The following is a 24,009-nucleotide window of genomic DNA, read 5'->3' as shown; positions in this document are numbered from 1 at the left end:
GTGTCTCCGCCCGCCGCATTGCCGAACAGAACCCGGACACCAGTCGGCTCGACCCAGACGAGATAGATTGCGCATGACCGCAACTATCAACTGCCCCGGAAGACTGGAGTTCGACGTGGCCGACGCAGGACCGATCAGCTGGGAACATCTCAAATCGCGGCAGCCCACCGACGCCGACCGAGCAGCTTTGCGGGCAGACCTGGTCGAGCGCGCCCTCGCGGTAAAGCAGCACGGATGGGACGACTACCGCACGGCGTGGTCCAGCGGCGAAGTCGCCGACGTCGCCTACCTGCTGCACGATGTCGCACTGCTGGAGGAGCTCGAGGAGCACGAGGGGTCGGTACTGACCCGATTCGCCGGAAATCTGTACGGATTCAACGGTGCTCGCAAGGACATTGCCGCCGGACTGGTTGGCACCCAGGAGTGGCTCGCCGCCGCCCGCGCGGAATTGGCCGCCCGCAGTTCTGGCACCGGCCGATAGCCGGTCGTCCATCACACCCGTGCGGCGGTCACAGCTCTACAGGTAGCCCGCGGTGGCGGAGGCGGACTCCGCAGGCGTCGACTGGATGCGGGCGCGGTCATCGCGCGATTCGATCAGCTCCGCGAGCGTCATCCCGTCCGGTCCCACGGTCGGCTTGGGACGGTCACCGAGCTCGCGGTCCAGCCAAGCGGTTGCCTCCGCGGGCGACAGCGGGCCGACCTCGAGCTGCGCCAGGCAGCGGCCGGGGCGTACTACCGCCGGATGCAATCGGGACAGATTCTCATTGGTGGTGATGGCGACCAGCACGTCGCGGCCCTGCCCCAGCATGCCGTCGGTGAGATTCAGCAACCGCGAAAGGCCTTGGCCGGTAGATTCTTTCGCTGATCCGCGAATCAATTCATCGCAGTCCTCGAGCACCAGCAGACGCCACCGACGTTTGCTCTCGTCATAGGTGTCGACACCGATCGCGCCCTCCATGAGATAGCCCGGGTTGGAGAACAACACCTCCGGATCGAGCACACAGTCGACCTGGCACCACTCGGACCACTCACGGGCGAGTGCGCGCAGAGCCGACGTCTTGCCGGTACCCGGCGGACCGTGTAACAGCAGTAGTCGTCCATTCACCTCGTCGGGGCGCAATCGCATCAGCTGGCCCATCGCCGCACCGATATCGGTACCGTAGTTGCCTTCGATCTGCTCCCAGGTCGCGGCGCTGATGGAGCGCTCACGTCGCTGCGGACCATGGGTTCCGCTGTGCCAGAAGCCCATCGACACCTGACTGTCATCGGTTTCGGGTTCCACCGTGGCATCGGCGCCGCACGTCTCGACCACGGTGCGAGCCAGCTCTTCGGTGACCGCGCAGACGTTCAACATGGCGCTGCCATTGGTACGGCGCGCCACGCGCAGTGTCCACCCCTCGCCGACGTACAGCGTGGTCCGAGTGCCCTCGTCGTCGCTGGAACGCACTGTCCGCGCCGCTTCGGGGCACAGTGGCGCATCCGGCTTCACTCGCTCCAGCTCTACCGCAACCGCATGCGGCTGTTCACCACTCACATAGGGCGCGAGCCCGAGCGCATCGATGACGTCACGTGGCGTATCCGCGTCATCGAGGTTCATCACCCACGAGAGCGCGGTGGCGGTTGGCTCCTCGCGGCCGACCAGTCGAAGGCGTTCCTGAGGTGTCGAAGTCATTCCCATGATCATCCGGAGAATTCGGGCCCGGGTCCAGCCAATATTAAGGACGAACCCACCCGATTCGCTCGAAATGCCGTTGCGCTCACGCATTCCACCCACCCCCGCGAATCGTCACGTGGCAGTTGAATACTGGCGTTGTGACCAAGTCGCCTGGTGTATTTGCACATTGACTGTTAGTGACCGATCGGTTGCAATGTAGGTGTGAGCTACGACACGATCATCAAAGGCGGCCGCTGGTTCGACGGCACCGGTGCGCCCTCCGCCCTCCGTCATCTCGGGCTGCGCGGCGATCGCGTCGTCACCGTCTCGGCGGAACCACTCGACGAGTCCGGCTGCTCGAATGTCATTGACGCTCAGGGCAAGTGGGTCCTGCCCGGCATGATCGATATCCATACCCACTACGACGTCGAGGTGCTGAAGGCTCCGGCGCTGACCGAATCGGTGCGGCATGGCATTACGACGGTGCTGCTGGGATCGTGCTCGCTGTCGACCGTGCATGTGGGGGCGACGGATGCGGGCGACCTGTTCGGGCGGGTGGAGGCGATTCCGCGGCGACATGTCATCGAGGCCGTCGCGGAGAAGACCTGGGGCTCGGCTCGCGAATATGTGACCGCGCTGGAAGCTCTGCCGCTGGGGCCGAATATCGCCGCGATGCTCGGTCATTCGGATGTGCGGGCCGCGCTGATGGGGTTGGATCGCGCCACCCGCAAGGAGGTGCGACCGACGGCGGCCGAGCAGGAGGCGATGGAAACAGCGCTGCACGAAGCGCTCGACGCGGGTTTCATGGGGATGTCGGCGCAGCAACTGCTGTTCGACAAGCTCGACGGGGAGGTGTGCCGGTCGCGCACGCTGCCCTCGACCTACGCCAAGGCGCGGGAACGACGTCGACTCAATGCGATTCTGCGGCAGCGGGATCGGGTTTTGCAGGCGGGTCCCGATGTCGCCTCACCGCGCAGTATCGCCGCGATGACGCTGAGCAGTGTGGGACTGTTTCGGCGGCGGCTGAAGACCACGCTGCTGTCGGCGGCCGATCTCAAGGCCAATCCGTACCTGGTGTACATCATGGGGCCGATCGCCCGCCTGGTGAACGCACTGGGCGGCGATTTCCGCTGGCAGCATCTGCCGGTGCCGTTCGAGGTGTACGCCGACGGAATCGATCTGGTCATCTTCGAGGAATTCGGATCCGGCGCGGCCGCCCTGCATCTGGCCGATCAGGTGGAGCGGAATGCTTTGATGCAGGACGAGTCCTATCGCAGGCGATTCCGCAAGGACTACGACGCACGGTTCGGTATGCGCGTCTGGCATCGCGATTTCTTCGATGCCGAGATCGTCGCCTGTCCGGACGAGAGTGTGGTCGGCAAGACATTCGGTCAGGTGGGCGTGGATCGCGAGGGCATACATCCGGTCGACGCCTTCCTCGACCTGGTGGTCGCACACGGCACCAAACTGCGCTGGCGCACCACCATCTCCAATCACCGGGTGGAGTTCTTGGACAGGCTCAGTGCGAATTCTGGAGTGCAGCTGGGCTTTTCGGATGCGGGCGCGCACCTTCGGAATATGGCGTTCTACAACTTCGGGCTGCGGTTCCTGCGCCGAGTACACCGCGCCGAGCAGGCGGGACACCCGTTCCTGTCACTCGAGCACGCGGTACACCGCATGACCGGTGAGCTCGCCGACTGGTACCGCATCGACGCCGGACACCTGCGCGAGGGCGATCGCGCCGACCTGGTGATCATCGACCCCGAGCGGCTCGATGATTCCCTCGACGCATACGCCGAAGATCCTGTCCCCGTCTACGACAACCTCCCCCGCATGGTCAATCGCAATGACGCGGCCGTCTCCGCCGTCTTCATTAACGGCGAGTACGTATTCGGCGACGGCATTGCCGCCCCGGCCCTGGGAACCAGGCGCACCGGACGATTCCTCCGGGCGGAAGCCCGATGACGACAGACACCGGTCGGCGCACCCAAGCCGAACGCAGTGCGACCACCATCGCCGCACTCATCGACGCCACCATCGAGACCATCGCCGAAATCGGCTACCACAGTGCCTCGCTCGGCGAAATCAGCCGCCGCGCCGGCATCTCCAAGGCCGCCATCTTCCGCCACTTCGACTCCCGCACCGATCTCGTAGTAGCGGCGGCAAACGAGGTCCGCCACCGCCACATCCGCGCGGTAGCGAACCTCCGCCGCCCCGAAAACAGCACCGAACCAATCGATCTCGCCGCCCTCATGCACCGCGCCCGCACCCAGATCCGCGACCAGACCAATACGGTGTGGTTCGAACTGATGGTCGCCGCACGCACCGAGCCAGAACTGCGCGACCGCCTGGAGCCTGTGGCCCGCGCCCTCCTCACCGAGGTAGAAGACCTAGCCGTCGCGGCCCTATCCCCCACCCTCGCCCCCGACATTGCCCGAATCCTCGCCACCTCCCTCATCCACATGTTCGACGGCGAGGCAATATTCCGATCCACCTACCCCCGCCCCGAACTCGAGGACGCGCGAATAGACCACATCGCCGCGGCATTCCAACAACTGACCCAGCCCGAACCCTGAAACCTGCTGTTGGGAGGATTGGCCAGGCGGTGTGTACCGCATACTCGGTGCATGCATTCGGAACGGTTCTTCGACGACCGCCGCAATCTGGTGGACTTCGCGGACGACATTCTGGTGCAGTGCCCGCGATGCGGCAGGACCGCGCATGTGACACCGGCGCCAGAACACGCCGGTCGCCCAGGTCGTGAGCGGTTCGCCCATCGGCTGGTGTGTGGTCATTGCGGGCTGGTGCGGACCCAACCCGGCCGCGGCGACCACCTCATCACCGGTGCGGGCTCGACCGCGACCGACCCGTATTTCGAATTGCCGCTGTACCTGCGGGCCGAGACCCGGCACGGGTGGCTGTGGGCCTACAACTTCGAACATCTGGCCCTGATCAGGCGCTATGTCCAAGCATCCCTGCGCGAACACGCACCGTGGGACGACGGTGGGATCAGGCACACAGCGGTCGCGCGACTACCGAAGTGGATTAAATCGGCCAAACACCGAACCGAGATCCTTCGCGAAATCGACCAGCTGCTTAGACCAGACTGTTTTCGAACTCCACGCGGTACTCGGTGATCCACCTCTGGGATCCGAAGCGCCGTATGAGGGAGAACGCGACACGCATCGAGAGGTCGCGCAATTTCAGCGCCGCGGGGTTGGACGACCCGGCCTTCTGAGCGCCGCGTTTACGGCCCACAGCCACGATCCGTTCGACCCGGTCTCGTCGCGCGTTCTCGTAGGCCGCCAGCGCGGTCGGGACCTTGTCGGTGTCGCGCAGTCCGCGTGCAAGTTCCAGTGCGTCCTCGAACGCCATGGAGGCACCCTGGCCGCTCGACGGTGAGACGGCGTGGGCGGCATCGCCGAGCAGCGCAACTCGGCCTCGGTGCCAGCGCGGCAGCGACGCGAGATCATGGATGCCCTGTGGTCGGAAATCGCTGGGGTCCGCAGCTTCCATGATCGTGGTGATCTCGGGCAGGTCGTCGCGGAACAGTTCGAGCGCACGCTCTTTCCACGCGGCATCCCCGTAGGACGCGATCTCTTCGCGGCTCAGTTCGCTGTTCCCGAGGTTCGCGAACCAGAAGACCTCCCCGGAGGGCGCGGTCTGGTAGCCGAAGAACGCCCGCTTGCCGAAGACCATGCGTGTCGTCTCCTCGGGTGTAGGAGGTAGGTCCAGCGCAGGGCTGTAGCCGCCGATTCCCAGCAGCCCGATGTATCGGGGGTCCGGCGCATCAGGGCTCATGACTCCCCTTACCGCGGAGTGGATTCCGTCAGCGCCCACCAGCACCTGGCCTGACGCTGTGGTTCCATCGGCGAACTCGGCGATAACCGCCGAATCGGATTCGGCGTAGCTCGTGAAGCGCTTGCCGTACTCGAGGCGCACGCCTTGCTCGGCAGCGCCCTCGGTGACCGCGCGCTGCAGTGCCGCGCGGTTGACGGTCACACTGCGCAGCTCCGCAGGCACCTTCTCCTCACCACCGAGCAGGCCGAGACGGCGGCCGCTGCCATTCACGAACTCGATGCGCGTGGTGGCGAAGCTGGCCGCCGCACGGACCCGCTCCAGCAGGCCAACCGTCTTCAGTGCTGCCAGTCCATTGGGAGCCAGGGTCAGGAAGGCGCCGAGCCCGTCTCCGGGTCCGGAGTGCGCCTCATAGATCACGGGTTCCAGACCGGCCCGATGCAGGGCGGCCGCCGCTACCGGACCGCCGACACCACCACCTACAACGAGTACCTTGGTCACGATTCCTCCTTATAAGTCATACTATGACTATACATATTATGACTATGAGGCTCGGTGGTGTTCCCGATTCGAAGAACGGAGGTGACCGATGGCCGACCGCCGTCAGCGCCGCTCCCCACTCGCGCTGCAACTGTTGCTTCTGCTCGATGAGCAGCCGATGCACGCGTATCGCATGCAGCGCCTGATCACCGAGCGGCAGAAGGACCGCATCGTCAACATTGCCCAGCGCAACAGCGTGTACCAGACCCTGGACCGGCTCCAGCGCGCAGAACTGATCGAAGTGCACGGCACCGAACGCGCAACAGGACGACCCGAACGCACGGTCTACCGGCTGACCGACGCTGGACGAGCCGCACTGGATACCTGGCTGCGCGGCATGCTGTCCACACCTGCCCAAGATTTCCCCGAGTTCCCCGTCGCGATCGCCGCCCTGCCGAGCATCACTCCCGAACTGGCTGTGGAACTGCTCGAAGATCGCGCGGCAGCACTTCGACGACACCTGGCCGATGCCGACGCCGATGCCGCGGAAGCCTCCCGCATCGGGCTACCACGGCTGCTCTTCTTAGAGGAGGAGTACCTGCGCGCGATGACCGAAACCGAACTGCGCTGGGTCGAGAACCTGTTGAACGACTTGCGGACCGGCCGCCTCAGCTGGGACCGAGAATGGCTCGCACAGGTCGCCGCGCGCCTCGACCCCGGCTAGAGCCAATGCCGCGCGAAGCCGCTGGGTGGATTCGACGGTGATGTCGTGGCAGATCACCACACCCGGATCGCCGCGAAGCTAAGCCTCGCCTGCGCTACGAACCGGCAGTCGTAGCGCTCGTCCTCTCAGATCGGTAGCGCATGGTTCCCCGATTGGCGACGCCCATGGTCAGCCGTGCCAGGCGCGCCAGAGGGAGGCGTAACTCCCGCGCCGGGCGAGCAGTTCGGTGTGGGTGCCGAGCTCGATGATGCGGCCGTCCTCCATGACTGCGATGCGGTCGGCGTCGTGGGCGGTCTGCAGACGGTGGGCGATGGCGATGACTGTCCGGCCGGACAGGATGGCGGCCAGGCTGCGTTCGGTATCGCGGGCAGTGGTCGGATCGAGCATCGCAGTGGCCTCGTCCAGGATCAGCGTGTGCGGATCGGCCAACAGCACGCGAGCTAGCGAAAGTTGCTGTGCCTGAGCATTATCGAGCCGATGCTGGCCGTCGAGCAGGGTATCGGGACCGTCCGGCAGCTCCGTGGCCCAGCTCGCACCGACTGCCGCGAGGGCTGTCGTCAGCTCGGCGTCGGTGACGGTGGGGGCGGCCAGGCGCAGGTTCTCGCGCAGGGTGTCGTTGAAGACGTGGTGTTCCTGGGTGATCAGGATGACCTGACGGCGTAGCCGATCCGGGGCGAGCTTGGCGATCGGCACGCCGCCGACGGTGATCGCACCGCGGTCGGGTGCCTCGATCCCCGCGAGCAGTCGGCCCAGGGTGGATTTGCCCGCACCGGAGGGCCCGACAATAGCGAGCCGTTCGCCGGGCCGGATGTCGAGGTCAATGCCGTGCAGGACACGGCTGTTGCCGTAGGCGAAATGCACGTCGGCGCAGACGATTCGGTCATCGGCAGGCTCGGCGGTCGCCGAGGGGCCCAGATCGGCTCGCGTCGTTCGCGCCGCGCCGATTCCCTCGATTCTGGCGAATGCGGCCATGGCGCTTTGGATCTGGTCCAGCCACATCATGAACAAGTTCAGCGGATCGATCAGTCGCTGCAGGTAGAGCGTGGCAGCGACGACGGTACCCAGGGCGATCATGTCGTTGCGGTGCAACCAGCCGCCGAGCAGCAGCACGCCGACCACCGGTAGCGCACAAGCGATCTCCACCACCGGGAACAGCCGGGTGCGCAGCCTCAGGGTCGACAGCCGCGCCTGCCTGCTCTCCGCGATCGCGGCATCCGCCGCCCGGATGCGGAGTCGCGCCATCCCGAATGCCTCGACGGTCCGCGCTCCCTGCGCGGTGGTCGTGACCACCTCATTGACGTCCCCGGCGGCCGTCGCCTGCCGCAGATAGGCGGCCTCGGCCCGGCGCAGGTAGGAACGCAATGCGAAGACGGCGATGACCAACGCGCCCAGCCCGAAAGCGCCGAGCATCGGATCGAGCAGCAACACCGCGGCCATAAGGAACACCAACTGAATGGTCGCCAGGAAGATCTGGGGTGCCATGCTGCGCAGCATGAGGGCGACCGCGTTCACGTCTGCGGTCCCACGCGTGATCAGATCTCCGGTGGCCGCATGCTCGACCAGAGCGCCGGGCAGCGCGAGCGTGCGATCGAGGAACCGCTCGCGGATCCGTGCGGCCGCCCGCTCGCCGAAGCGATAACAGAGCAGCTGCGCGTAACGTAGCAGCACCATCTGAGCCACTGTTACAACCAGGATTGCCACGGCGAGTCGATCCACTGCCGCAATCACCGCACGCCCCGGCGTGTTGCTGACCGCGTCGACAATGCGCCCGAGCAGCAGCGGCATCAGCAGCCCGGCCCCGGCGGCGAGCATGGTCGTAACCATGGCGGTGCTGAAAAGTGCGCGGTCAGAGCGTATTTCCCGCCAGGCGGCCCGCCGGACACGGGCGGCGGCGGCGACCGGAAGCTGGGTAGTCATCGCAGCGCCGGTGCCTCGGTGCCGCGCGTGACCAGACGGTGGTAGCCCGGCTCGGTATCGAGTAAGTGTTGATGCGTGCCGGTCGCGGCGACCCGGCCGTCGACCACGTAGCACACCAGGTCGGCGCGATGCAGCACGATCGGTGACGTGGTGGCGAGAACGGTAGTTGTGCCGTGGCGGGCGGTAGCCAGCCTGGCCACCATCCGCGCCTCGGTGTGTGCGTCCACCGCGGAGGTGGGTTCGACCGCGAGCAGCACCTCGGGCGCGGCATACAGGGCGCGGGCGAGCCGGAGTCGTTGCCGCTGCCCACCGGACAGGTTGTGGCCTTTCGGTCCGACCACCGCGTCCAGACCCTGCGGCAGCGCATCGACGATATCGTCGGCGGCCGCAGTATGGATCGCCGCACGGATCCGCTCGTCGCTCGAGTCGTAGCGGCCCGCGACAATCTCGCGGACCGATCCGGTGAACAGGTGGGCGTCGTTGTCGGCGACCAGGATTCGTGAGCGGACCGAGTCCAGCGCCACCGTGTCGATCCGGGCGCTGCCCCAGATCGTATCCGAGAGTGCGAACCGGCCGAGCCGGTCGACGATCCCGACGCCGTCCGCCGGTGCGGCGCACGCGAGTGCGGTGAACAGTCCCGGAAGTACAATCATGCCGGAATCCGGATCCCGCAGCACCGCAGGAGATTCCGGCGCGATATCGGTGATCCCGTCATTGTCGTGTTCGTTGCTCAGCCGCAGCAGGAGGACCACCCGGTCTGCCGCTACCCTGGCGCGGGCGATGCCGTTGCCACCCTCGATGAGGAATCCGACCGGCACGACCAGCATGGCGGTGTAGCCGTAGATGGCGACCAGATCACCGACGCTGATCGCCTCGCTGGCCGTCATCCGGGCGGCCAGCCAGGTGACGAGCGCCAGAAACAGCATCGGCAAGCCCGTGGCGAGGGCGTCGACCCAGCTGGCCACGACGCCGACGCGCTCACCTTTGGAGATGAGTTCCTGCGACTCACGGTGGAAGCGAGCCGCGTACCGCCCCTTGCCGCCCAGCCCGTTGAGAACCCGCAACCCGTTGAGCACGTCGGCGAGCCGCTCGGTCAAAGCACCCTGATGTTCCCGATATCCCCGACCGTGATGCTGGATCCGGCGCAGCAACGGCGTGATGATCCCGATGATCAACGGCACCCCAGACAGCACGACCAGTGCGAGTAGCGGCGAGATCGACAGCAGCACAAAGGCCACCACGAGATAGGCGATCACCGCGCCGACACCCGGCCCGGTGATCGTCAGCGACTGCGCGATGATCTGCACATCGGCCGTGCCGATGGTGGTGACCTCGCCCGCACCCAGCGTGCGTGCTAGCGAGTTGCCGAGATATACGCTGCGGTGCACCGTCGCCCGAGTAGTGCGGTCGGCGGCGTCCATGCGGACCTTGGTCATGGTCCGATGTCGGGCGATGCCGGAACCGGCGATCGCGACGGCGACAGCGAAACCCGTTGCGGTCCAACGGGCGAGTGCGTCCGGATCACCGGCCACCAGTCCATCGTCGATCGCACGGGACAGCACATAGGGCGGGACCGCGAGCGACACCATCCATATCGTGCCCAAGGTCGCCCCCAGTGCGATCCGCCACTTCTGGCTGATGACCAGCCACCACAGAAACCGCCCCGGCCCGGCTACATCTCGCGGACCTGGCGCGAGGAAAGCGTCAGCCACCCCTTCACTGTAAGCATCTACCGGGTAACCCCATGATCTTGCTGATCATCGATGCGGCGATAGCACTGGGCACCCGGCACCGGGGAAGTAATGCCGGCGCTGCGGCCTTCTCCCAAGTCGATGTTCCGTACTTTCGCTGCTCCCGAATACCACAGGGTCTGAATATGTCTCGCCACCAGTCTTTGCGCGGCGGTCGACTGCGCTGCACCGAGAACCTGTTGAACGACCTGCGGACCGGCCGCCCCACCTGGGACCGAGAATGGCTCGCACAGGTCGCCGCGCGCCTCGACCCCGGCCAGCGCCAATCGATCAGCGGCGGTGCGATTGCGTAGCGCAGCTCGTCGGCCAGTCCTGCCTCCAGGAAGGCTGTGTGAAAAATGCGTGCCGCCCCGTACAGACTGCGTCGGCCTATCTCGGAGAACCCGCTATAAGCCTCGGATCTCGCCTTCCGGCTCTGCTCTGCGCCGACATGGTTCGCGGGTGAGCGAAGGTGTGGGCCTTACCCCCGTCCCGAACTCGAGGATGCGCGAATGGACCACATTGCCGCGGCATTCCAACAATTGACCGAACCCGAGCGCTGACGCCTGCTTCGCTCCGGCGGCCTAGCATGGCCGAGTGACTGAATGGGGAGGCGACGATTCCGACCTGCGGGCACGCCGGGCGAGTTCGTTCGGCGCCGAGTCTGAGACCTACGACGAGCACCGACCGGACTATCCCATTACGGCCGTGCGCTGGGCGCTGGAGCCGGTGGTCGACAGGACCGGGCCGGAGGTTCTCGATCTCGGTGCGGGCACGGGCAAGTTGACGGGTGTGGTGCTCGCGGCGGGGGTGCGGGTGCGGGCGGTGGAGCCCGATGCGGCGATGCGGGCCACGCTTCGGCAGCGGTACCCGGAGGTGCCGACGTTGGTGGGCACAGCGGAATCTATTCCACTGCCGGATGATTCAGTGGATGCGGTCGTGGTGGGGCAGGCCCTCCACTGGTTCAATTTGTCACTGGCGTTTCCGGAGATCGCCCGGGTCCTGCGCCCTGGAGGGGTAGTCGCGGCTCTCTGGAACGCCAATGACATTTCGATTGAGTGGGTTGCCGAACTGGACCGGATATCGCGCACTCGGGTGTCGTTCGAACACCGACCAGAGCATGAGCTGCCAGCACACCCGCTGTTTCGCCCCTTCGAGCGGAACGGTTTCCCCCACTCGCATCGCCGAACGGTCGAAAGCCTCACCGCTACGATCGGAACCCACTCACACACGCTGGTCATCTCGGCCGCAGAGCGCACCGAAGTGCTCGAACGGATCAGATCATTTCTGCGAGGCCGTCCCGAAACCGGCACCGGCGAGTTCGAAATGCCACTGCGCACCAAGGTTATTCGCGCTGTCGTCAACTGAGCGCAGCAACTATCTATCGGCGCAGTCGCCACGGATGCGGGCGTGTAGGTGCATGTCATGGCGGCCGTCGTCATGCACAGCGGCGCTGCGCATGACGCCCTCCAGGAGATAGCCGGATTTCATGGCGACCCGACACGAAGCATGGTTGCGCGTAGAGTGGTCGAGTTGCAGGCGGTGGAAGCCGATCTCGTCCAGTGCCCAGGCAGTGAGCGCAGACAGGGCGCGCGAGGCGACACCTGCGCCACGAGCAGCCGGGAGTACCCAGTAGCTGACGCCGGCGACACCGTCGTCGAAATTCAGCCCGCACAGCGCGATCCGTCCGAGCGTCTCGTCGCCATCGCCGGCAATAGCCCAGTGGCCGCCCCTCTCTTGTTGCCAGTCCTGGCGGTAGGCGTCGAACCATTCCCGGACTTGGGTCTCGGTGGAGGGCCGTCGCGTGTGCCAGCGACGAGTCTCGCCATCCTGGTACGCGGAGAGGAATGATGGTATGTCGGCCGACTCCCAGGGACGAAGCAGCAGGTTCCCGGTGGCGGGCAGTCTGGGTTGAGGGGAGCCGGACACGGTTCCGGGGGCGATAGCGGCGGGCGTCGACAGAGCGCGAATCATGGACAATGGTCCTCCGACAATGCTGCCGCACGTCAAGGTCGCAGCCCACGCGACAGCGGTTCAGCCGTACACCAGGAGTTGGCTATCACGCGTCATGCTTCTCGGATTTCTCACATCGAGCTTCGATGGATTTGCGGACCAAGCCGCGGGCCGCTTTACCGATCGCGGCTTGGTCCGCAAGGGTGCGAAATGTCTTCTCATACAAAGCGAGTTCGCGTGGCTGAGTGATGGTGAGTTCGGCGGTGATTGTTTCCACCAGCACCTTCTTGCGGTCGAACATGCAGAAGTTTGATTGCGGCACAAGGTAGTCGGACTGGGTGGGGACGATTCCGAGTACGACGCGTGGCAGTGACATGGCTCGGGCACCGCGCCCAGGGCCGACCCCTACATCAGAAGTCTCGCCGCCAGATTCGGCTATGGCTACGCCAAAACCATTGTGCTCGGTTACGGGACCGAGGACCGGATCGCCCGATTGATCGACAGTGTCCGCCGTACGGATGCCGAGGCGGTGTTCGTACCGAGTGAAGCACATTTCCTCGGCGGCCGTGTCCCGGCTGAGCTGGTTCGGATAGCCGATGTGAACACCGTCGACGGCGAGAACACCTTTGCCCGGTGGATCGACACCGAGGATGCCAATGCTGCACTGTGCGGCAACGTGGCCTTTCTCCGCGAGGAAGACGAGCAACGGAGGAATGTGCGCAATGATCAGTTGAGGGAGCCCTGCCCGCAAGGGCGGGCGCACGACAACGGGAACGTCACAGTGAACGGCCACGACAATATACCGCGCGGTAGGCAGCGATAAGCGCTCGGATTGACCACGCGATACCATGCGTGGAGCGCCCCGAACCCGACGGAGTTGGCTTGCGCCAGCCGCACTTTCAGGATTCGCGGGCCGCGATGGCGGCTTGGATTCGCCGTAGCGTACGCAAGCCCTTCTTCGCGGCGACGCTCACCATCCCGTCGAAGACTGTCGAACCCCGGTCGTGGGCCATCAACCGTTCCAGCGTCGGCACCGCACGATCGTCGCCGGTCGAACCGAGCGCGACGGCCGCCCAGTACCGCTGATCTGGGTCGTCGCTGTTCGCCGCCTCACAAAGCCTCGGAATGACGTCCGGGGCGAATTTGGCCAGCGCGCTGGCGATATAGCCGATGCGGAAGTACTGGCGGTGCTCGAATTCGTTCCAGAGTGCAGCCAGTGCCGCATCGCCGCCGATCATGCCGAGAGCCTCGGCCGTACGTTCGCGCATTCCCGCGATCGAGTCCCGCAGCAGAGGCGTGAGCGCCGGGACAACCGATTCGTCACCGAGCGTGCCCAGCGCGATCACCGCTTGTTCTCGGGCCATCTCCTGTGAGTGGTCCAGCATGGCGACCAAGCCGGGAACCGCATCGCGGAAGCCGAGCGCCGCGCAGCCCATCGCCGCCCACGCCTGACAGTTGTACCGAGTGTCGGCGAGTGACGCGAGCAGCGGTTGCTTCAGAGTGTCGTCGCCGAAGACCGCCGCCCGGTTCAACGCCCGGCTGTACAGCGACCGGTGATACTCGGGATAGTCGCGGACGACCGCGCACAGTGCTTCCTTGGCGGATGCGTCGCCCTCACCGGCCCGTACGAGCAGGAGTCGCAGATTTTCCTCGCGGGTCTCGAGATCGCCGTCTTTGAGGCGTCGCGCATCAGCTGGATTCACCGCCCAACGGTACCCGCCGGTACGCACGCCCCGGGTTTGCGGTCGGTGACGGAGGCTGTGCGATGTGAGCTGACGCGGATGCGGGAGTCGTCTGCCGTGTGGCGGGAGCTTCGCTAAGCGTCACGATGATCGACGCACGAACCCGCGAGATCACCGCCTCACGTCTGTCCGACTGAACCAGCACCGGCAATTGCACAGGGGGATCGCCGTGGACATGACGACCCACAAGATCTATCCGACACATTGTTCAGCCCGAAAGGTGGAAGTGATCGCGCCGGAGTGAGTCACCCGCGCAAGGTCACCGATGCTGGGCACACGCAGTCAGCGCCAGAAGCTACCCAGAGAAACCCGTTGCACCACTGCGGGTCCCACGGCCGGTGTGCCCGGCATCGTTGGCGAGGGGTGGGTGCACGACAATGAGTGCGCCACATCGAATGATCATGCGGGGCAGGGAGGGGCGGCGATGCCGCAGTCGAAGAGAACGTACTACCCGATACCGGAGGGGTGGCGCGAAGAGGTGTCCGGCACGGAATGGCTTGCCCTGGTGACGATTTGTCCCATCGGGTTGTTCCTGATCGTTCACGGCCTACGATCGACCGAGCAATACCGTCTGCCCACCACCGTGTTCCTGATTTCCTCCGGAATCCTGTTCCTGTGCTTCTGCGCATTCGTTCCGGTCCGGCAGCTCACTCGCGACAACCTACACATCGACACCGACCGGATGGAGTCCGCGCCCGGCCGCACCGTGGTGGGTCATACCCACGCGGCGACGGCAACCACTGCGGGCCTCTATGGCTGCCTGATTGTGTCAGGGTTGACGCTGTTGGTCGGCGACGTCCTCGGCGATCTCCCCGCGGATACTAGTCAGGGAGCACCGGCTCCGTTCATTATCGCGGGCATCGTGGTGTGGTCGGTGCTGTATCTGCCGGTATTCCTGGTCAACAGGTCGGTACGGCGCATCACGCTGACACCTCGTGCGATCACGTTCCCGCGCGGCGCGCTCCCGTTCTCTACCACTGTCGCGTGGAAGGACATCACAGCGATCGAGGCCATCGCCTCCCGCGGTGGAGGCCTGGTGAAACTGAAGGCGCGTTCGGCGCGGCAGTACGAACCACGAACGGTGTGCGTCGATGCCCGGTTCATCGCCGCCGGAGCGCCCGCCATGTACTGGTTGCTGCGCTTCTACTACGACCATCCCGAGTGCCGCCCCGAACTCGGTGACGGCCGCGCGGTCGCCCGCGCCGGTGCCTACGAGCTGTTTGATCGACACCGCGACGACTGCGTCGCGACGCCGTCGTGAGAGTGCGGCACACGCGGGCAGAACTTCGCGCCGAGGATCCCTGGTGGCGACGGCGGAGTTGGCCGGAGAAGCTGGCGGTGGCCGCCGTGGCCGTCCTGATCGTCCTGGCTGCGATGGTTCCCGGCTCCTACCGAAATGTCACGGTCTACCTCACCGGCGAACCGGTCGCCGTGAGTGTCCGCGACTGTTGGATGCGCAACCCTGAACGACCGAAATACGGGTATACGTGCGCAGGGACGTGGACCCTCAACGATGGTCGGCAGGGATCCGGACTGCTCGACGGCGTCAAAGGACCCCGCCCTGCCGGGTCGGTTGTCGCCATGCGCGTCCGCGGCGATGTCGCGGTCACCGACAGTCCGGGCTGGCTGGTGTACTTCATCGTTGGTTGGGTAGCGGTGGCGCTGCTCGTGACGGTCGCTGTCCTCGCTGGCAGGCGATGGTTTCGAAACAGAGTGTGAGGCAACGCAACCCGACAACGGGGGTCACCCGCACCTTCCCGAGGGCAAACGCATTGCGACGCTTGGGCCTAACCTATAAGCGCCGGTCGCTGTGCGCCTCACATCGACCGGCAATAGGATGTGCGGTTTCGATCCCCCGCACGCTCGGAAGTATCCACTCATCTCTCTCCCCCGCTTGGAGCGCACCATGTCCTCGCCGCGTCCCGCACCGAACTCGTTGTCCGACGCGGAGATCGAGCGACTCTCCGCTGAGATAGACGCAGGTGGCGCACCGACCGTCTGGTTCACCGCCGCCGCGGTCGGTATCGACGAAGGCCGATCCGGCAAAGTCGTCGCGGTCGCCGATCGCGCCGAGCCCGATTTCCTGCGGGTACGGCCTAGCGGATCGACCGACACACTCGCGTTCTCCCCCAACGAGCTCACCCTCGACAGACCCGCTCGCCGACGCAACACTCACCAGCAGACAACCCTCTGGGAGGATCAGCTCTAAACGTACGACTGGATCCGTACGGCGAAGCCGGTGCGGACACCTGAACGAAGCGATGGGATGGCGGCGAGTTCCGCTTCGCCAGTAGATATGTCGTGATGTCGCAGGGTGGGCAGGGCCAACGAGGTGAACGGAGTCCATCCACGGTGGCTATCGTGCTGCGCCCCATCGACCGCACTCTCACCTCGGACCAGGCCAACGCGATCCGCAACAGGATCTACCGGGCCGTGCACGAAGGACCGGTGACGGAACTGATTTGAGGCCGGTGAGAGATCGCTCATCGTCTCCGCTCCGGCAACCATCTGCTCCGCCGGGGCGGCTCGTGGAACAGATCGAGCTGATGCGGCGCGAGCACAAATGGTCGGCATCCCGCATCGCCTTCGCGCTCGCCCAAGCCGGAACGCCGAGAAACCACCGCGTGATGGGTGCGGGGGTCCGCAACCACCATCGCAGTATGCGTCTCGGGGGTCGGCCTGCACGATGGGCCCGAGGCATGCGCTCGGCCAAGCATTGGTTGGGGCACCCGTCGGGTGCCCCAACCAGCGCTACGGTGCCGGGATCACTCCCCCGTAGATGTGCAGCGGGAGTCCCACGCGGCCGGTAGATCCTCGGAAAGCACTGGTGCACCGAGAATTTCATCGTCGAACTCGAAGGCGTCCAGTAGTCGGGGTAGGTGGTGAGCGAGGGTGTCGATGGCGAGGCGCAGTTGCTGTTTGATCGATTGGGCGCCGGCGATGTCGAGCAGACCGCGTGTGAGGTACCAGGCGGCATGCTGGTCGAGGTGGTGGAGTGCGAAAACATCACGCACGGCGGCGATTTCGGCGTGATCGGCATGTAGGTGGAGCAACTGCAATGCCTCTTCGGCGCAATATGCCTCGGCGAGGCTCAGTGCGTCCGGAATGACCGCCAACCGGTCGGTGAGATCGGGTGTGGTCAGGTACTGCTGTGCCTCGTGCACGATCGTCAGGGTGCGTGCGTTGAGCAGGCCCAAGCGGTCGGCGGGGTCGTGCAGGCCGGGTTCGGGTGTCGGTTTGCCTGCGAGATGTTTGGCCAGGACGCGGCCGGCGACGGACCCGAGTACGTGGCAGTCGCCCTCGCCGGTGATGGCCGCGTGACAGACGCCGAGGTAGTCGGCGACTCGGTTGGCACTGAACATGCCCTGGGCGCCCATCTTGATGCGGCAGTGGGTCACCGTGTCGAGTGCGTGCAGCTGGATGAAGTGCTTGGCGAGCATCACCGATACGACGGTGTCGCGGTCGGTGAGGTCACTGTTGGCGAGGGAGGTTTTGATGGCGTTCCCGTAGATCGTGCGCGCCACGGTGCCGGCCAGGTCGGTGAGCAGGGTGTCGCGAACGTGCGGTAGATCGAGCATGAGCGGGCTGTCGGTGGGTGTCAGCGGCACTACCCGGTTGGCGGCGTAGCGCAGCGCGAGGTAGAGCGAGGCACGGGCAGTGGCGTTCAGGCACGACGAGAGCGCCAACCGCCCGACGGTCAGCTGGCTGATCGCCGACGCGAAGGACCGCTTTCGGCTGCTGTCGTCCTGCCAGGTCAGCACACCCTGGTCGTCGATGGTGGCCAGGTCGTTGCTCAGCCAGGCACTGCGCTCGACCCGCAGATTGTCGAAGCTGATAACCGAGTTGTCCATGATGACCAGCGGTTGATGGTCCAGCTGAGTAATACGCACACCGGGGGCCGGTGCGCCGTCGGCGCCGCGCAGCCGGGCAGCGAACAGGTGCACACCCTGATCCACGCCCGCCGCATCTATATAGCGGGCACCGACGACGCAGACTCGGGAGACCGGAATACCGACGCTGGGCATGAACTTTCGCGCCCGGGGGGTCGGGGTGTTGATCACGAACCCGTCCTCGCCGTCCCAGGTGGCGGTCGTCTGCATGAATTGGATGTTCGAACCGCACCCGTATTCGGTCAGCAGCATTACTCCGATGCTGGAGGCGTCGTCGAGATCCTCCAGATACGGTGCGGCGGAGTCGGAGTCGGTCAGGGTGGCCAGGCTGCCGGAGGCCAGGTTGTAGTGCCCTGAGATCAGCGGGATCAGGTCCGTCGCCAGCACGGCCGACCAGTCGAATACCGCGAACAGCTTGGGGAGGTCGGTGGCGACCGCCTGCGTGCTGCCGATCTCCTTGACCAGGTACCGCAGCTGGTCATAGGCGTTCTCCCGCCGCAGTTTCTGGCCCATCTCCTCGGTGACGAAGTAGTCCGGGTTGCTCAGAACCTGCTGGAGTTGCTGGTGGAATTCCCGGCCGCCGTGCCGGAGAAGCCCGGCCAGCGATGTCCCTTCGGTGTACCCGCGCGTATCCATAACCGCCTCCTACTCACTCAAATCCCACCGGCGACTCCTCCGCCGTTGGGCAAGGTCATCGCAGCCGACATCCGAAACACCGGCACCCGCCGACGCCGCATGCTCGCGGACACTGGAGGGGACCGGCAGCAGGACGCCGGGGATCACCTGTCAAGAGCTCGACGCACCACGCACCTTCACGTCAATGCCGTTCTGCGGGAACACCGGAGACGGTGCCTCCGAACCACGGTCGCCCGATCCGGTCCGGTCGGCGATGCGGGCCGTGTGTTCGCGCAGACGGTGCAGCGGCGGACAGCTGCTGCCGAGCCGACGTTGCGGCCGCGCGACTCCACGGCAACGGTGTTGCCGCAGAATCGCCATCGACCCAGTCACGCATTGTATTGTTACACAATTCGACTCACGGCGAATGGTGAACGATTACAAGCCGTGCGGTGGTCGCCCCGCAGGACCGCGGATGCACTGAGGAAGCTACAGGGTCGCGAACGGGCTAGCGGGTGGGAACACCACGGGCAGCTCTGTCAATGCTCGGTGGAACGGCCCGGGACGCCACACCAGGTCCTCCTCGGCGACCGCCAGTGTGAGGTCGGGGAGGAGGTCGAGGAGCTGATCAATGATGTCCTGCGCGAGCAGAACCCCGTATGGCCGGGCGTGCTCGGGGCAGGCGTGATCGCCGGTGCTGAACGCCAAGTTCCAGCCATTGTTCACGAACACACCGGTATTCAACTGCGGATCGGTATTGCACGCGGCCATGCTGATCACCACCGGCTGATGTGCCGGCAGCCACACTCCGTCGACCAGGGTCGGCTGTCGAGGGTAGGTGATGCAGTAGTTCGCCATGGGCGGATCCGTTGCCAGCCGCTCGTCGATCGCGGTTCGCGTTGTCAGCGGGGCCTCTTGAACGGTGCTGGTGAACCGGCCGTCGGTCATCATCAACAGCAGGGTGTTGGCGATGAGGTTCAGTGGCGGTTCGACACCCGCGGCGAACAACAGGACCAGTTGATGCACCATCTCCTCGTCGGACAATGCGACGGGATGCTGGATCAGTCTCGTGGTGACGTCATCGCCCGGCTCGGCCCGCTTCAGCGCCGTGAGGTCGAGCAATGCCTCGCCCATCTGCGCGTTCACCGTGGCCGTGTCCACGCCGTCGAACATCGCGGCCGAAGCCGCCGCGACCCGCTCCCCGATATCCGGCGGGCAGCCGAGCATCTGGCAGAAGACCGAGAAGACAAGCGGGAGAGCGTATTGGCTCAACACGTCGGCTTTTCCGTCCGCACAGAACGTATTGACCAGCGGGATAGCGGAGCGGTCCACCATGGATCGCACCGTGTACAGGTCGATCCCGGCCAAGGCGTCGTTGAGCGCCGTGCGGTAGCGGGTGTGCGCCGCGCCGCTGGTGCGAATGGCGTTGGGTCGGGCCTCGACCATCGGCATGATCGGACAGCCGGCAGGCACGGATTTCTGCCAGGTGCTCGGATCGGCCGGAAAATGGTTGGGGTCGCCGAGGATTCGCACCGCGGTCGCGTAGTTGATGACGAGGGTCGCGGGCACTCCGGGCCAGATCTCGACCGGCACCAGCGATCCGTACTCGCTGCGCATCCGACGGTAGGCCCCATGGGGATCGGCTGCGAACTCTGCACTGTAAATAGGGATTCGAGGAACTATTTCCTCGATCGGGGACTGCGAGCTGGAAGTAGCACCCTGATACGCGTGCTGCGGATACACGTAGTCTCCTTGAGATCGGTTGCGGCAGAATAGTACCCAAGGGACCGATTATGCGGGACCTCGAGCCGCATAGCGCCGTGAGACACCGAAGTGGCACCGGCACAACGCCGTCGCCACCGCAGCAGACGGACACAATGCGCGGCCCGCCCACTGAATCCGATTGCGGTGGCGGAGAAATTCGATGCGGAGCGAGTCCCGCCCCGTGATGTGCGACAACGCCACCGGGGCGGGACTTCACCCCGGCGTCTCCCGGGGGTGCGGGCCTTCTCGATGGTGTCCCTCGGCTGCTGTTCGGTTGCGGTGGCGAGCCGGGAGAGCCGGTGCACCGCGCCTCGGAGATCGTGACGCCCGCGCAAACGGTAACGAATGCTGATGGGAGACAGGGAGTCACCAGGCCGTATGGCATGCGATGTCACCGGTTTATGGCACAGGAGGTCATAGCCAGAAGGAGGTTTGCCTGAAGCTACCGACCGGACGGATGGGTGTGGTTAGGGTGGCGAGGTCGGGGCGGTGGGCTCGTGCAGCTGCTCACCGTTCCCGATCCGGATGGAAGTCCTCGCCCCGACGGCCCGCCTGCACGGTGGAGTGGGGCGAGGCTTCATCGGTCACTCGCCGCGCGCAACAACCGCAATTGACCTATCTCGCTGACGTTCTTCATGAGTTCGGCATCGACCCAGGCGAGGGTATGGGCGACGGTCAGACCGGCATCCTCGGGCCATGGGAAGGGCGCGGGGCGGTCCAGGTCGGGTTCGGTGAGCCCTTCGAGCAGCCGCAACCACTGCGCGCGCAGCCCCCGGAGCCAGGCAACCGCGTTCCGCTCCCCCGGCCACCGAATCTCGGTGCGCTCCCGTGGTTTCCGCCCCTCCAGATGATCGAGCGTGACCGACCACCACCAGCCGATGTGCCAGGTGATCCAGGCAATGGTCGGTACCGGAATCGGGTCGGTCTCGGTGTCGGCCCAGTCCGGAATCCACTGTCCCCGCGCGTCCGGCCGGACGGTCCACACCAGCGGGACGGGCTCCCACAGGTGATCCTCCGGCTGTAACGCCTCCAGGTGGATCTCGAAGAGCGACCAGGTCAGGTCGAATTGCCAACGCAGCAGCTCACATCGGTTCACGGACACCCGGCGAGCCTGCCAGCGCCACGGCGGCGGCGCAAAGCATTTCCGCCGGGTGTTCCACGATCGGTGACGGGCCCGCCGCGATCGGAAACGGTGCGCTCATGCGAGGATGGATTCGCGTTTTCCGTCCGCCCCCGAGATCGCTCGAGGAATCGCGTTGACTCACGTTTGGTATGCCGCTTACGGCTCCAACCTCTACGCCCGCAGGCTGGCCTACTACCTCGAGGGCGGGACGCCGCCGGGAACCGGTCACACCTATCCCGGCTTTCGGGATCGCACACCACCCGTGCGGACCACACCGCTCACCCTGCCCGGGACCGTCTATTTCGCATGGCAGAGCCAGGTCTGGACGGGCGGTGTGGCCTTCTACGCCGACAAGCCGAATAACGGATGGCCGACGGGGACGGCGGCCCGCGGGTATCTGCTGACCCGGCAGCAGTTCAGCGACCTCCTGACGCAGGAGATGTATCGAATCCCGGGCGAGGCACCGGAGTTCGATATCGACGAGGTGCTGCATGCGGGCCGGGTGCAGTTCGGGCCGGGGCGATACGAAACCCTGGTCCACGTCGATGATCTCGACGGATGTCCCGTGCTGACCTTCACTTCACCCTGGGATACCGCGACTGTCGCGCTGCGGAAGCCCGCAGCGCGATACCTCGGGATGCTGGCCGGAGGCTTACGGGAGTCGCATCGGTGGGGAGCCGGGCAGATCTTCGACTACCTGGCCGGACTCCCCGGTGTGCACGGGAATTGGGAACCTGATGAACTCGCCGCGCTCGCGGAGGCGGCCGAGCACAGCGCACGCGGCTGGCCGCTGAACCCTCACCGTTCGCGGTGGTAGAGCCGCATGGTCACGGGAGCGAAGATCGCGACGAGGACGGCGCAGGTCAGCAGTACCCACCCGATCTCGGTGGTCGCGGTCTGCCCGTGCATCAGGCCGCGCACGGCGGTGACCAGGTGGGTGATCGGATTGACGTCGACAAACGCCTGCAGCCAACCGGGCAGGGTGGCGGGGTCGACGAAGACATTGCTGACGAAGGTCATCGGGAAGGTCACCAGGATGGCCAGGAACATCACCGATTCCGGGGTGCGCGCCAGCAGGCCCAGCGTCGTCCAGATCCACGAGAGGCTCCAGGCGAACAGCAGTACCAGTCCCACCCCGGCGAGGAGGCCGGACACACCGGCATCCGGACGAAATCCCAGCAGCACACCGACGCCCACGATCACCGCGGCCGCGATCGTGTAGCGGGCCAGATCCGCCAGTAATGCCCCGACCAGCGGAGCGGGCTGCCAGATCGGGAGCGAGCGAAACCGGTCGAACACCCCCTTGGTGATATCGCCATTGAGCGCGACCGCTGTCGACTGGGTGGTCATCGTGAGGGTCAGGACGAGGATTCCGGGCAGGACCGATTGCAGGTATTCGTCGGTGGAGCCAGCCAGCGCACCGCCGAACAGGTAGGTGAACATCACCAGCATCATCAGCGGGAACACGGTCACATCGGACAGTTGATCGGGTACATGCTTGATCCGCAGTACCGCCCGCCACACGAAGGCCAGGGCGGTCGCCCCGGCACTGGGCCGGGCCGGACGTGCCCGGGTCGACTGCGCCGACCGCAGCGGGTCGGCATCGGCGGTCGCTATGGTGGCTACCGTATTCATGCCGGAATCTCCTCGGGGACTGCGGATTTGGCGTTCTCGCTGGTCAAGGCCAGAAATACTTCGTCTAGGCTGCGCTGGCCGATACTGAAATCGCTGACCTCGATATCGGCGCGTGCGAGCTCGCTGAGGGCGGCACCGGCGCGCTCGGGGTCGGTCAGGCGGGCCGACAGAACCATCGGGTCCTCCTCGCAGTGGACCGGTACGGCCAGCACCGCACCCAGCACCCGCACCGCGTCCGCTCGTCGAGCGGGATCCCGCAACCGGACATGGACCGCCCCGGCGCCGACGGACTCCTTGAGTTCGACGGTGGTGCCCTCGGCGATCACCCGGCCGTGGTCGATGACCGCCAGCCGATCGGCGAGCTGATCGGCCTCTTCGAGGTATTGCGTGGTGAGCAGGACGGTGGTGCCATCGGCGGTCAGTGCCCGCACGACGTCCCATACCTGCGAGCGGCTGCGCGGGTCGAGTCCGGTGGTCGGTTCGTCGAGGAACAGCAGCGCGGGCGTGACCACGATGCTCGCGGCGATATCCAACCGGCGACGCATACCTCCCGAATAGCGCTTGGCCTGTCGGTCTGCAGCTGCTTCGAGCCCGAAGGCGGCCAGCAACTCGCGGGCCCGCTCGGCGGCGGCGCGGCGCCGATAGCCGAGCAGTCGGCCCATCAGCACCAGGTTCTCCATACCGGTGAGATCCTCGTCCACCGAGGCGTACTGGCCGGTCAGGCTGATCCGGCCGCGTACAGCGTCAGCGTCGGCGACGACATCGTGACCGAAGATCCACGCCCGCCCGCCGGTGGGCCGGACCAGGGTCGCGAGCATTCGGATGGTGGTGGTCTTCCCCGCTCCGTTCGGGCCGAGGAACCCGTAGACACCACCCTCCGGCACGGTCAGGTCGACACCGTCGACGGCGATGGTGTCACCGAACTGCTTGCGCAGTCCTTCGGCGCGAATTGCTAACTGGGTCATGGTCTTTCCTTCCAGGTAG

At 65.7% G+C, this 24,009-nt stretch carries 23 protein-coding genes; 11 read left to right on the top strand and 12 right to left on the bottom strand.

Features of this window, described 5'->3' with window-relative positions; all coding sequences use genetic code 11:
- Positions 1-73 precede the first annotated feature (73 nt).
- Positions 74-481, top strand: a complete 408-nt coding sequence (locus tag NU1_RS33295) for a hypothetical protein (protein WP_212761191.1) — start codon at positions 74-76, stop codon at positions 479-481.
- Between the two features lie 36 nt (positions 482-517).
- Here NU1_RS33295 and NU1_RS33290 read toward each other — a convergent pair whose 3' ends face one another.
- Positions 518-1,672: a DUF5925 domain-containing protein gene (locus NU1_RS33290; RefSeq protein WP_067527696.1), complete on the bottom strand. Its 1,155-nt coding sequence runs from the start codon at positions 1,670-1,672 to the stop codon at positions 518-520.
- A gap of 204 nt (positions 1,673-1,876) precedes the next feature.
- On the opposite strand from NU1_RS33290, the gene NU1_RS33285 reads away from it, so the two are divergent.
- From NU1_RS33285 to NU1_RS33275, 3 genes are read left to right on the top strand one after another with little or no spacing between them, the layout of a single operon-like run.
- Complete coding sequence (locus tag NU1_RS33285) at positions 1,877-3,619, top strand: N-acyl-D-amino-acid deacylase family protein (RefSeq protein ID WP_067527608.1); 1,743 nt, start codon at positions 1,877-1,879, stop codon at positions 3,617-3,619.
- Positions 3,616-4,230, top strand: a complete 615-nt coding sequence (locus NU1_RS33280) for a TetR/AcrR family transcriptional regulator (protein WP_067527606.1) — start codon at positions 3,616-3,618, stop codon at positions 4,228-4,230. The genes NU1_RS33285 and NU1_RS33280 overlap by 4 nt, the downstream gene beginning before the upstream one ends.
- 51 nt (positions 4,231-4,281) lie before the next feature.
- Positions 4,282-4,791, top strand: coding sequence for a hypothetical protein (locus NU1_RS33275; RefSeq protein ID WP_067527604.1), 510 nt, complete (start codon positions 4,282-4,284; stop codon positions 4,789-4,791).
- Here the strand turns inward: NU1_RS33275 and NU1_RS33270 are convergent.
- The gene (locus NU1_RS33270; protein ID WP_067527602.1) at positions 4,751-5,953 is read right to left on the bottom strand and encodes an FAD-dependent oxidoreductase; all 1,203 of its coding nucleotides are present in this window, start codon (positions 5,951-5,953) and stop codon (positions 4,751-4,753) included. The two genes, NU1_RS33275 and NU1_RS33270, sit on opposite strands and share 41 nt — an antisense overlap.
- Before the next feature lie 88 nt (positions 5,954-6,041).
- Between NU1_RS33270 and NU1_RS33265 the strand changes: the two genes are divergently transcribed.
- Positions 6,042-6,656, top strand: coding sequence for a PadR family transcriptional regulator (locus NU1_RS33265; RefSeq protein ID WP_067527600.1), 615 nt, complete (start codon positions 6,042-6,044; stop codon positions 6,654-6,656).
- Positions 6,657-6,824: 168 nt separating this feature from the next.
- Here the strand turns inward: NU1_RS33265 and NU1_RS33260 are convergent, their stop codons facing one another.
- Positions 6,825-8,573: an ABC transporter ATP-binding protein gene (locus NU1_RS33260; protein WP_067527598.1), complete on the bottom strand. Its 1,749-nt coding sequence runs from the start codon at positions 8,571-8,573 to the stop codon at positions 6,825-6,827.
- Entirely contained in the window at positions 8,570-10,285 is a 1,716-nt protein-coding gene (locus NU1_RS33255) for an ABC transporter ATP-binding protein (RefSeq protein WP_067527596.1), read from the bottom strand. Before NU1_RS33255 ends, NU1_RS33260 begins: the two co-directional genes overlap by 4 nt.
- Before the next feature lie 32 nt (positions 10,286-10,317).
- Between NU1_RS33255 and NU1_RS33250 the strand changes: the two genes are divergently transcribed.
- Together NU1_RS33250 and NU1_RS33245 are read left to right on the top strand one after the other, a co-directional pair.
- Positions 10,318-10,617 (top strand): hypothetical protein, encoded by a 300-nt coding sequence (locus tag NU1_RS33250; RefSeq protein WP_067527594.1) that lies wholly within the window; start codon positions 10,318-10,320, stop codon positions 10,615-10,617.
- A gap of 283 nt (positions 10,618-10,900) precedes the next feature.
- Positions 10,901-11,671 (top strand): class I SAM-dependent methyltransferase, encoded by a 771-nt coding sequence (locus tag NU1_RS33245; RefSeq protein ID WP_067527592.1) that lies wholly within the window; start codon positions 10,901-10,903, stop codon positions 11,669-11,671.
- A 9-nt stretch (positions 11,672-11,680) separates the two neighbouring features.
- Here NU1_RS33245 and NU1_RS33240 read toward each other — a convergent pair whose 3' ends face one another.
- The 3 genes from NU1_RS33240 to NU1_RS33225 form a co-directional block, all read right to left on the bottom strand.
- Entirely contained in the window at positions 11,681-12,277 is a 597-nt protein-coding gene (locus tag NU1_RS33240) for a GNAT family N-acetyltransferase (protein WP_067527590.1), read from the bottom strand.
- Between the two features lie 85 nt (positions 12,278-12,362).
- Positions 12,363-12,962: a Scr1 family TA system antitoxin-like transcriptional regulator gene (locus NU1_RS41960; RefSeq protein ID WP_157553358.1), complete on the bottom strand. Its 600-nt coding sequence runs from the start codon at positions 12,960-12,962 to the stop codon at positions 12,363-12,365.
- A gap of 193 nt (positions 12,963-13,155) precedes the next feature.
- Complete coding sequence (locus NU1_RS33225) at positions 13,156-13,959, bottom strand: HEAT repeat domain-containing protein (protein ID WP_157553356.1); 804 nt, start codon at positions 13,957-13,959, stop codon at positions 13,156-13,158.
- 463 nt (positions 13,960-14,422) lie between these two features.
- Here NU1_RS33225 and NU1_RS33220 point away from each other — a divergent pair, with 463 nt between their 5' ends.
- From NU1_RS33220 to NU1_RS33210, 3 genes are all read left to right on the top strand, one after another.
- A complete protein-coding gene (locus NU1_RS33220; RefSeq protein ID WP_067527580.1) occupies positions 14,423-15,259 on the top strand; it encodes a hypothetical protein in 837 nt (278 codons plus the stop codon).
- A complete protein-coding gene (locus NU1_RS33215; RefSeq protein ID WP_157553354.1) occupies positions 15,256-15,717 on the top strand; it encodes a hypothetical protein in 462 nt (153 codons plus the stop codon). Before NU1_RS33220 ends, NU1_RS33215 begins: the two co-directional genes overlap by 4 nt.
- Positions 15,718-15,904: 187 nt before the next feature.
- Positions 15,905-16,207, top strand: coding sequence for a hypothetical protein (locus NU1_RS33210; RefSeq protein ID WP_157553352.1), 303 nt, complete (start codon positions 15,905-15,907; stop codon positions 16,205-16,207).
- 556 nt (positions 16,208-16,763) lie between these two features.
- Here the strand turns inward: NU1_RS33210 and NU1_RS33205 are convergent.
- From NU1_RS33205 to NU1_RS33190, 3 genes are all read right to left on the bottom strand, one after another.
- Positions 16,764-18,524, bottom strand: coding sequence for an acyl-CoA dehydrogenase family protein (locus NU1_RS33205; RefSeq protein ID WP_067527574.1), 1,761 nt, complete (start codon positions 18,522-18,524; stop codon positions 16,764-16,766).
- 468 nt (positions 18,525-18,992) lie between these two features.
- A complete protein-coding gene (locus NU1_RS33195; protein ID WP_245720422.1) occupies positions 18,993-20,120 on the bottom strand; it encodes a cytochrome P450 family protein in 1,128 nt (375 codons plus the stop codon).
- 724 nt (positions 20,121-20,844) lie between these two features.
- Positions 20,845-21,369, bottom strand: coding sequence for a DinB family protein (locus tag NU1_RS33190; protein WP_067527570.1), 525 nt, complete (start codon positions 21,367-21,369; stop codon positions 20,845-20,847).
- Positions 21,370-21,523: 154 nt separating this feature from the next.
- Between NU1_RS33190 and NU1_RS33185 the strand changes: the two genes are divergently transcribed.
- On the top strand, positions 21,524-22,207 hold the full coding sequence (locus tag NU1_RS33185; protein WP_212761190.1) for a histone deacetylase: 684 nt from the start codon (positions 21,524-21,526) through the stop codon (positions 22,205-22,207).
- On the opposite strand, the gene NU1_RS33180 is transcribed toward NU1_RS33185, so the two are convergent.
- Together NU1_RS33180 and NU1_RS33175 are read right to left on the bottom strand one after the other, a co-directional pair.
- A complete protein-coding gene (locus tag NU1_RS33180; RefSeq protein WP_157553350.1) occupies positions 22,189-23,025 on the bottom strand; it encodes an ABC transporter permease in 837 nt (278 codons plus the stop codon). The two genes, NU1_RS33185 and NU1_RS33180, sit on opposite strands and share 19 nt — an antisense overlap.
- Positions 23,022-23,990, bottom strand: coding sequence for an ATP-binding cassette domain-containing protein (locus NU1_RS33175; protein WP_067527566.1), 969 nt, complete (start codon positions 23,988-23,990; stop codon positions 23,022-23,024). Before NU1_RS33175 ends, NU1_RS33180 begins: the two co-directional genes overlap by 4 nt.
- Positions 23,991-24,009 lie beyond the last annotated feature (19 nt).

Origin of the sequence: Nocardia uniformis NBRC 13702, from assembly GCF_001613345.1 — a bacterium.
Lineage (GTDB): Bacteria > Actinomycetota > Actinomycetes > Mycobacteriales > Mycobacteriaceae > Nocardia > Nocardia uniformis.
Note: the sequence above shows the minus strand (reverse complement) of the source record. Positions and strands in the feature narration are given on the sequence as shown.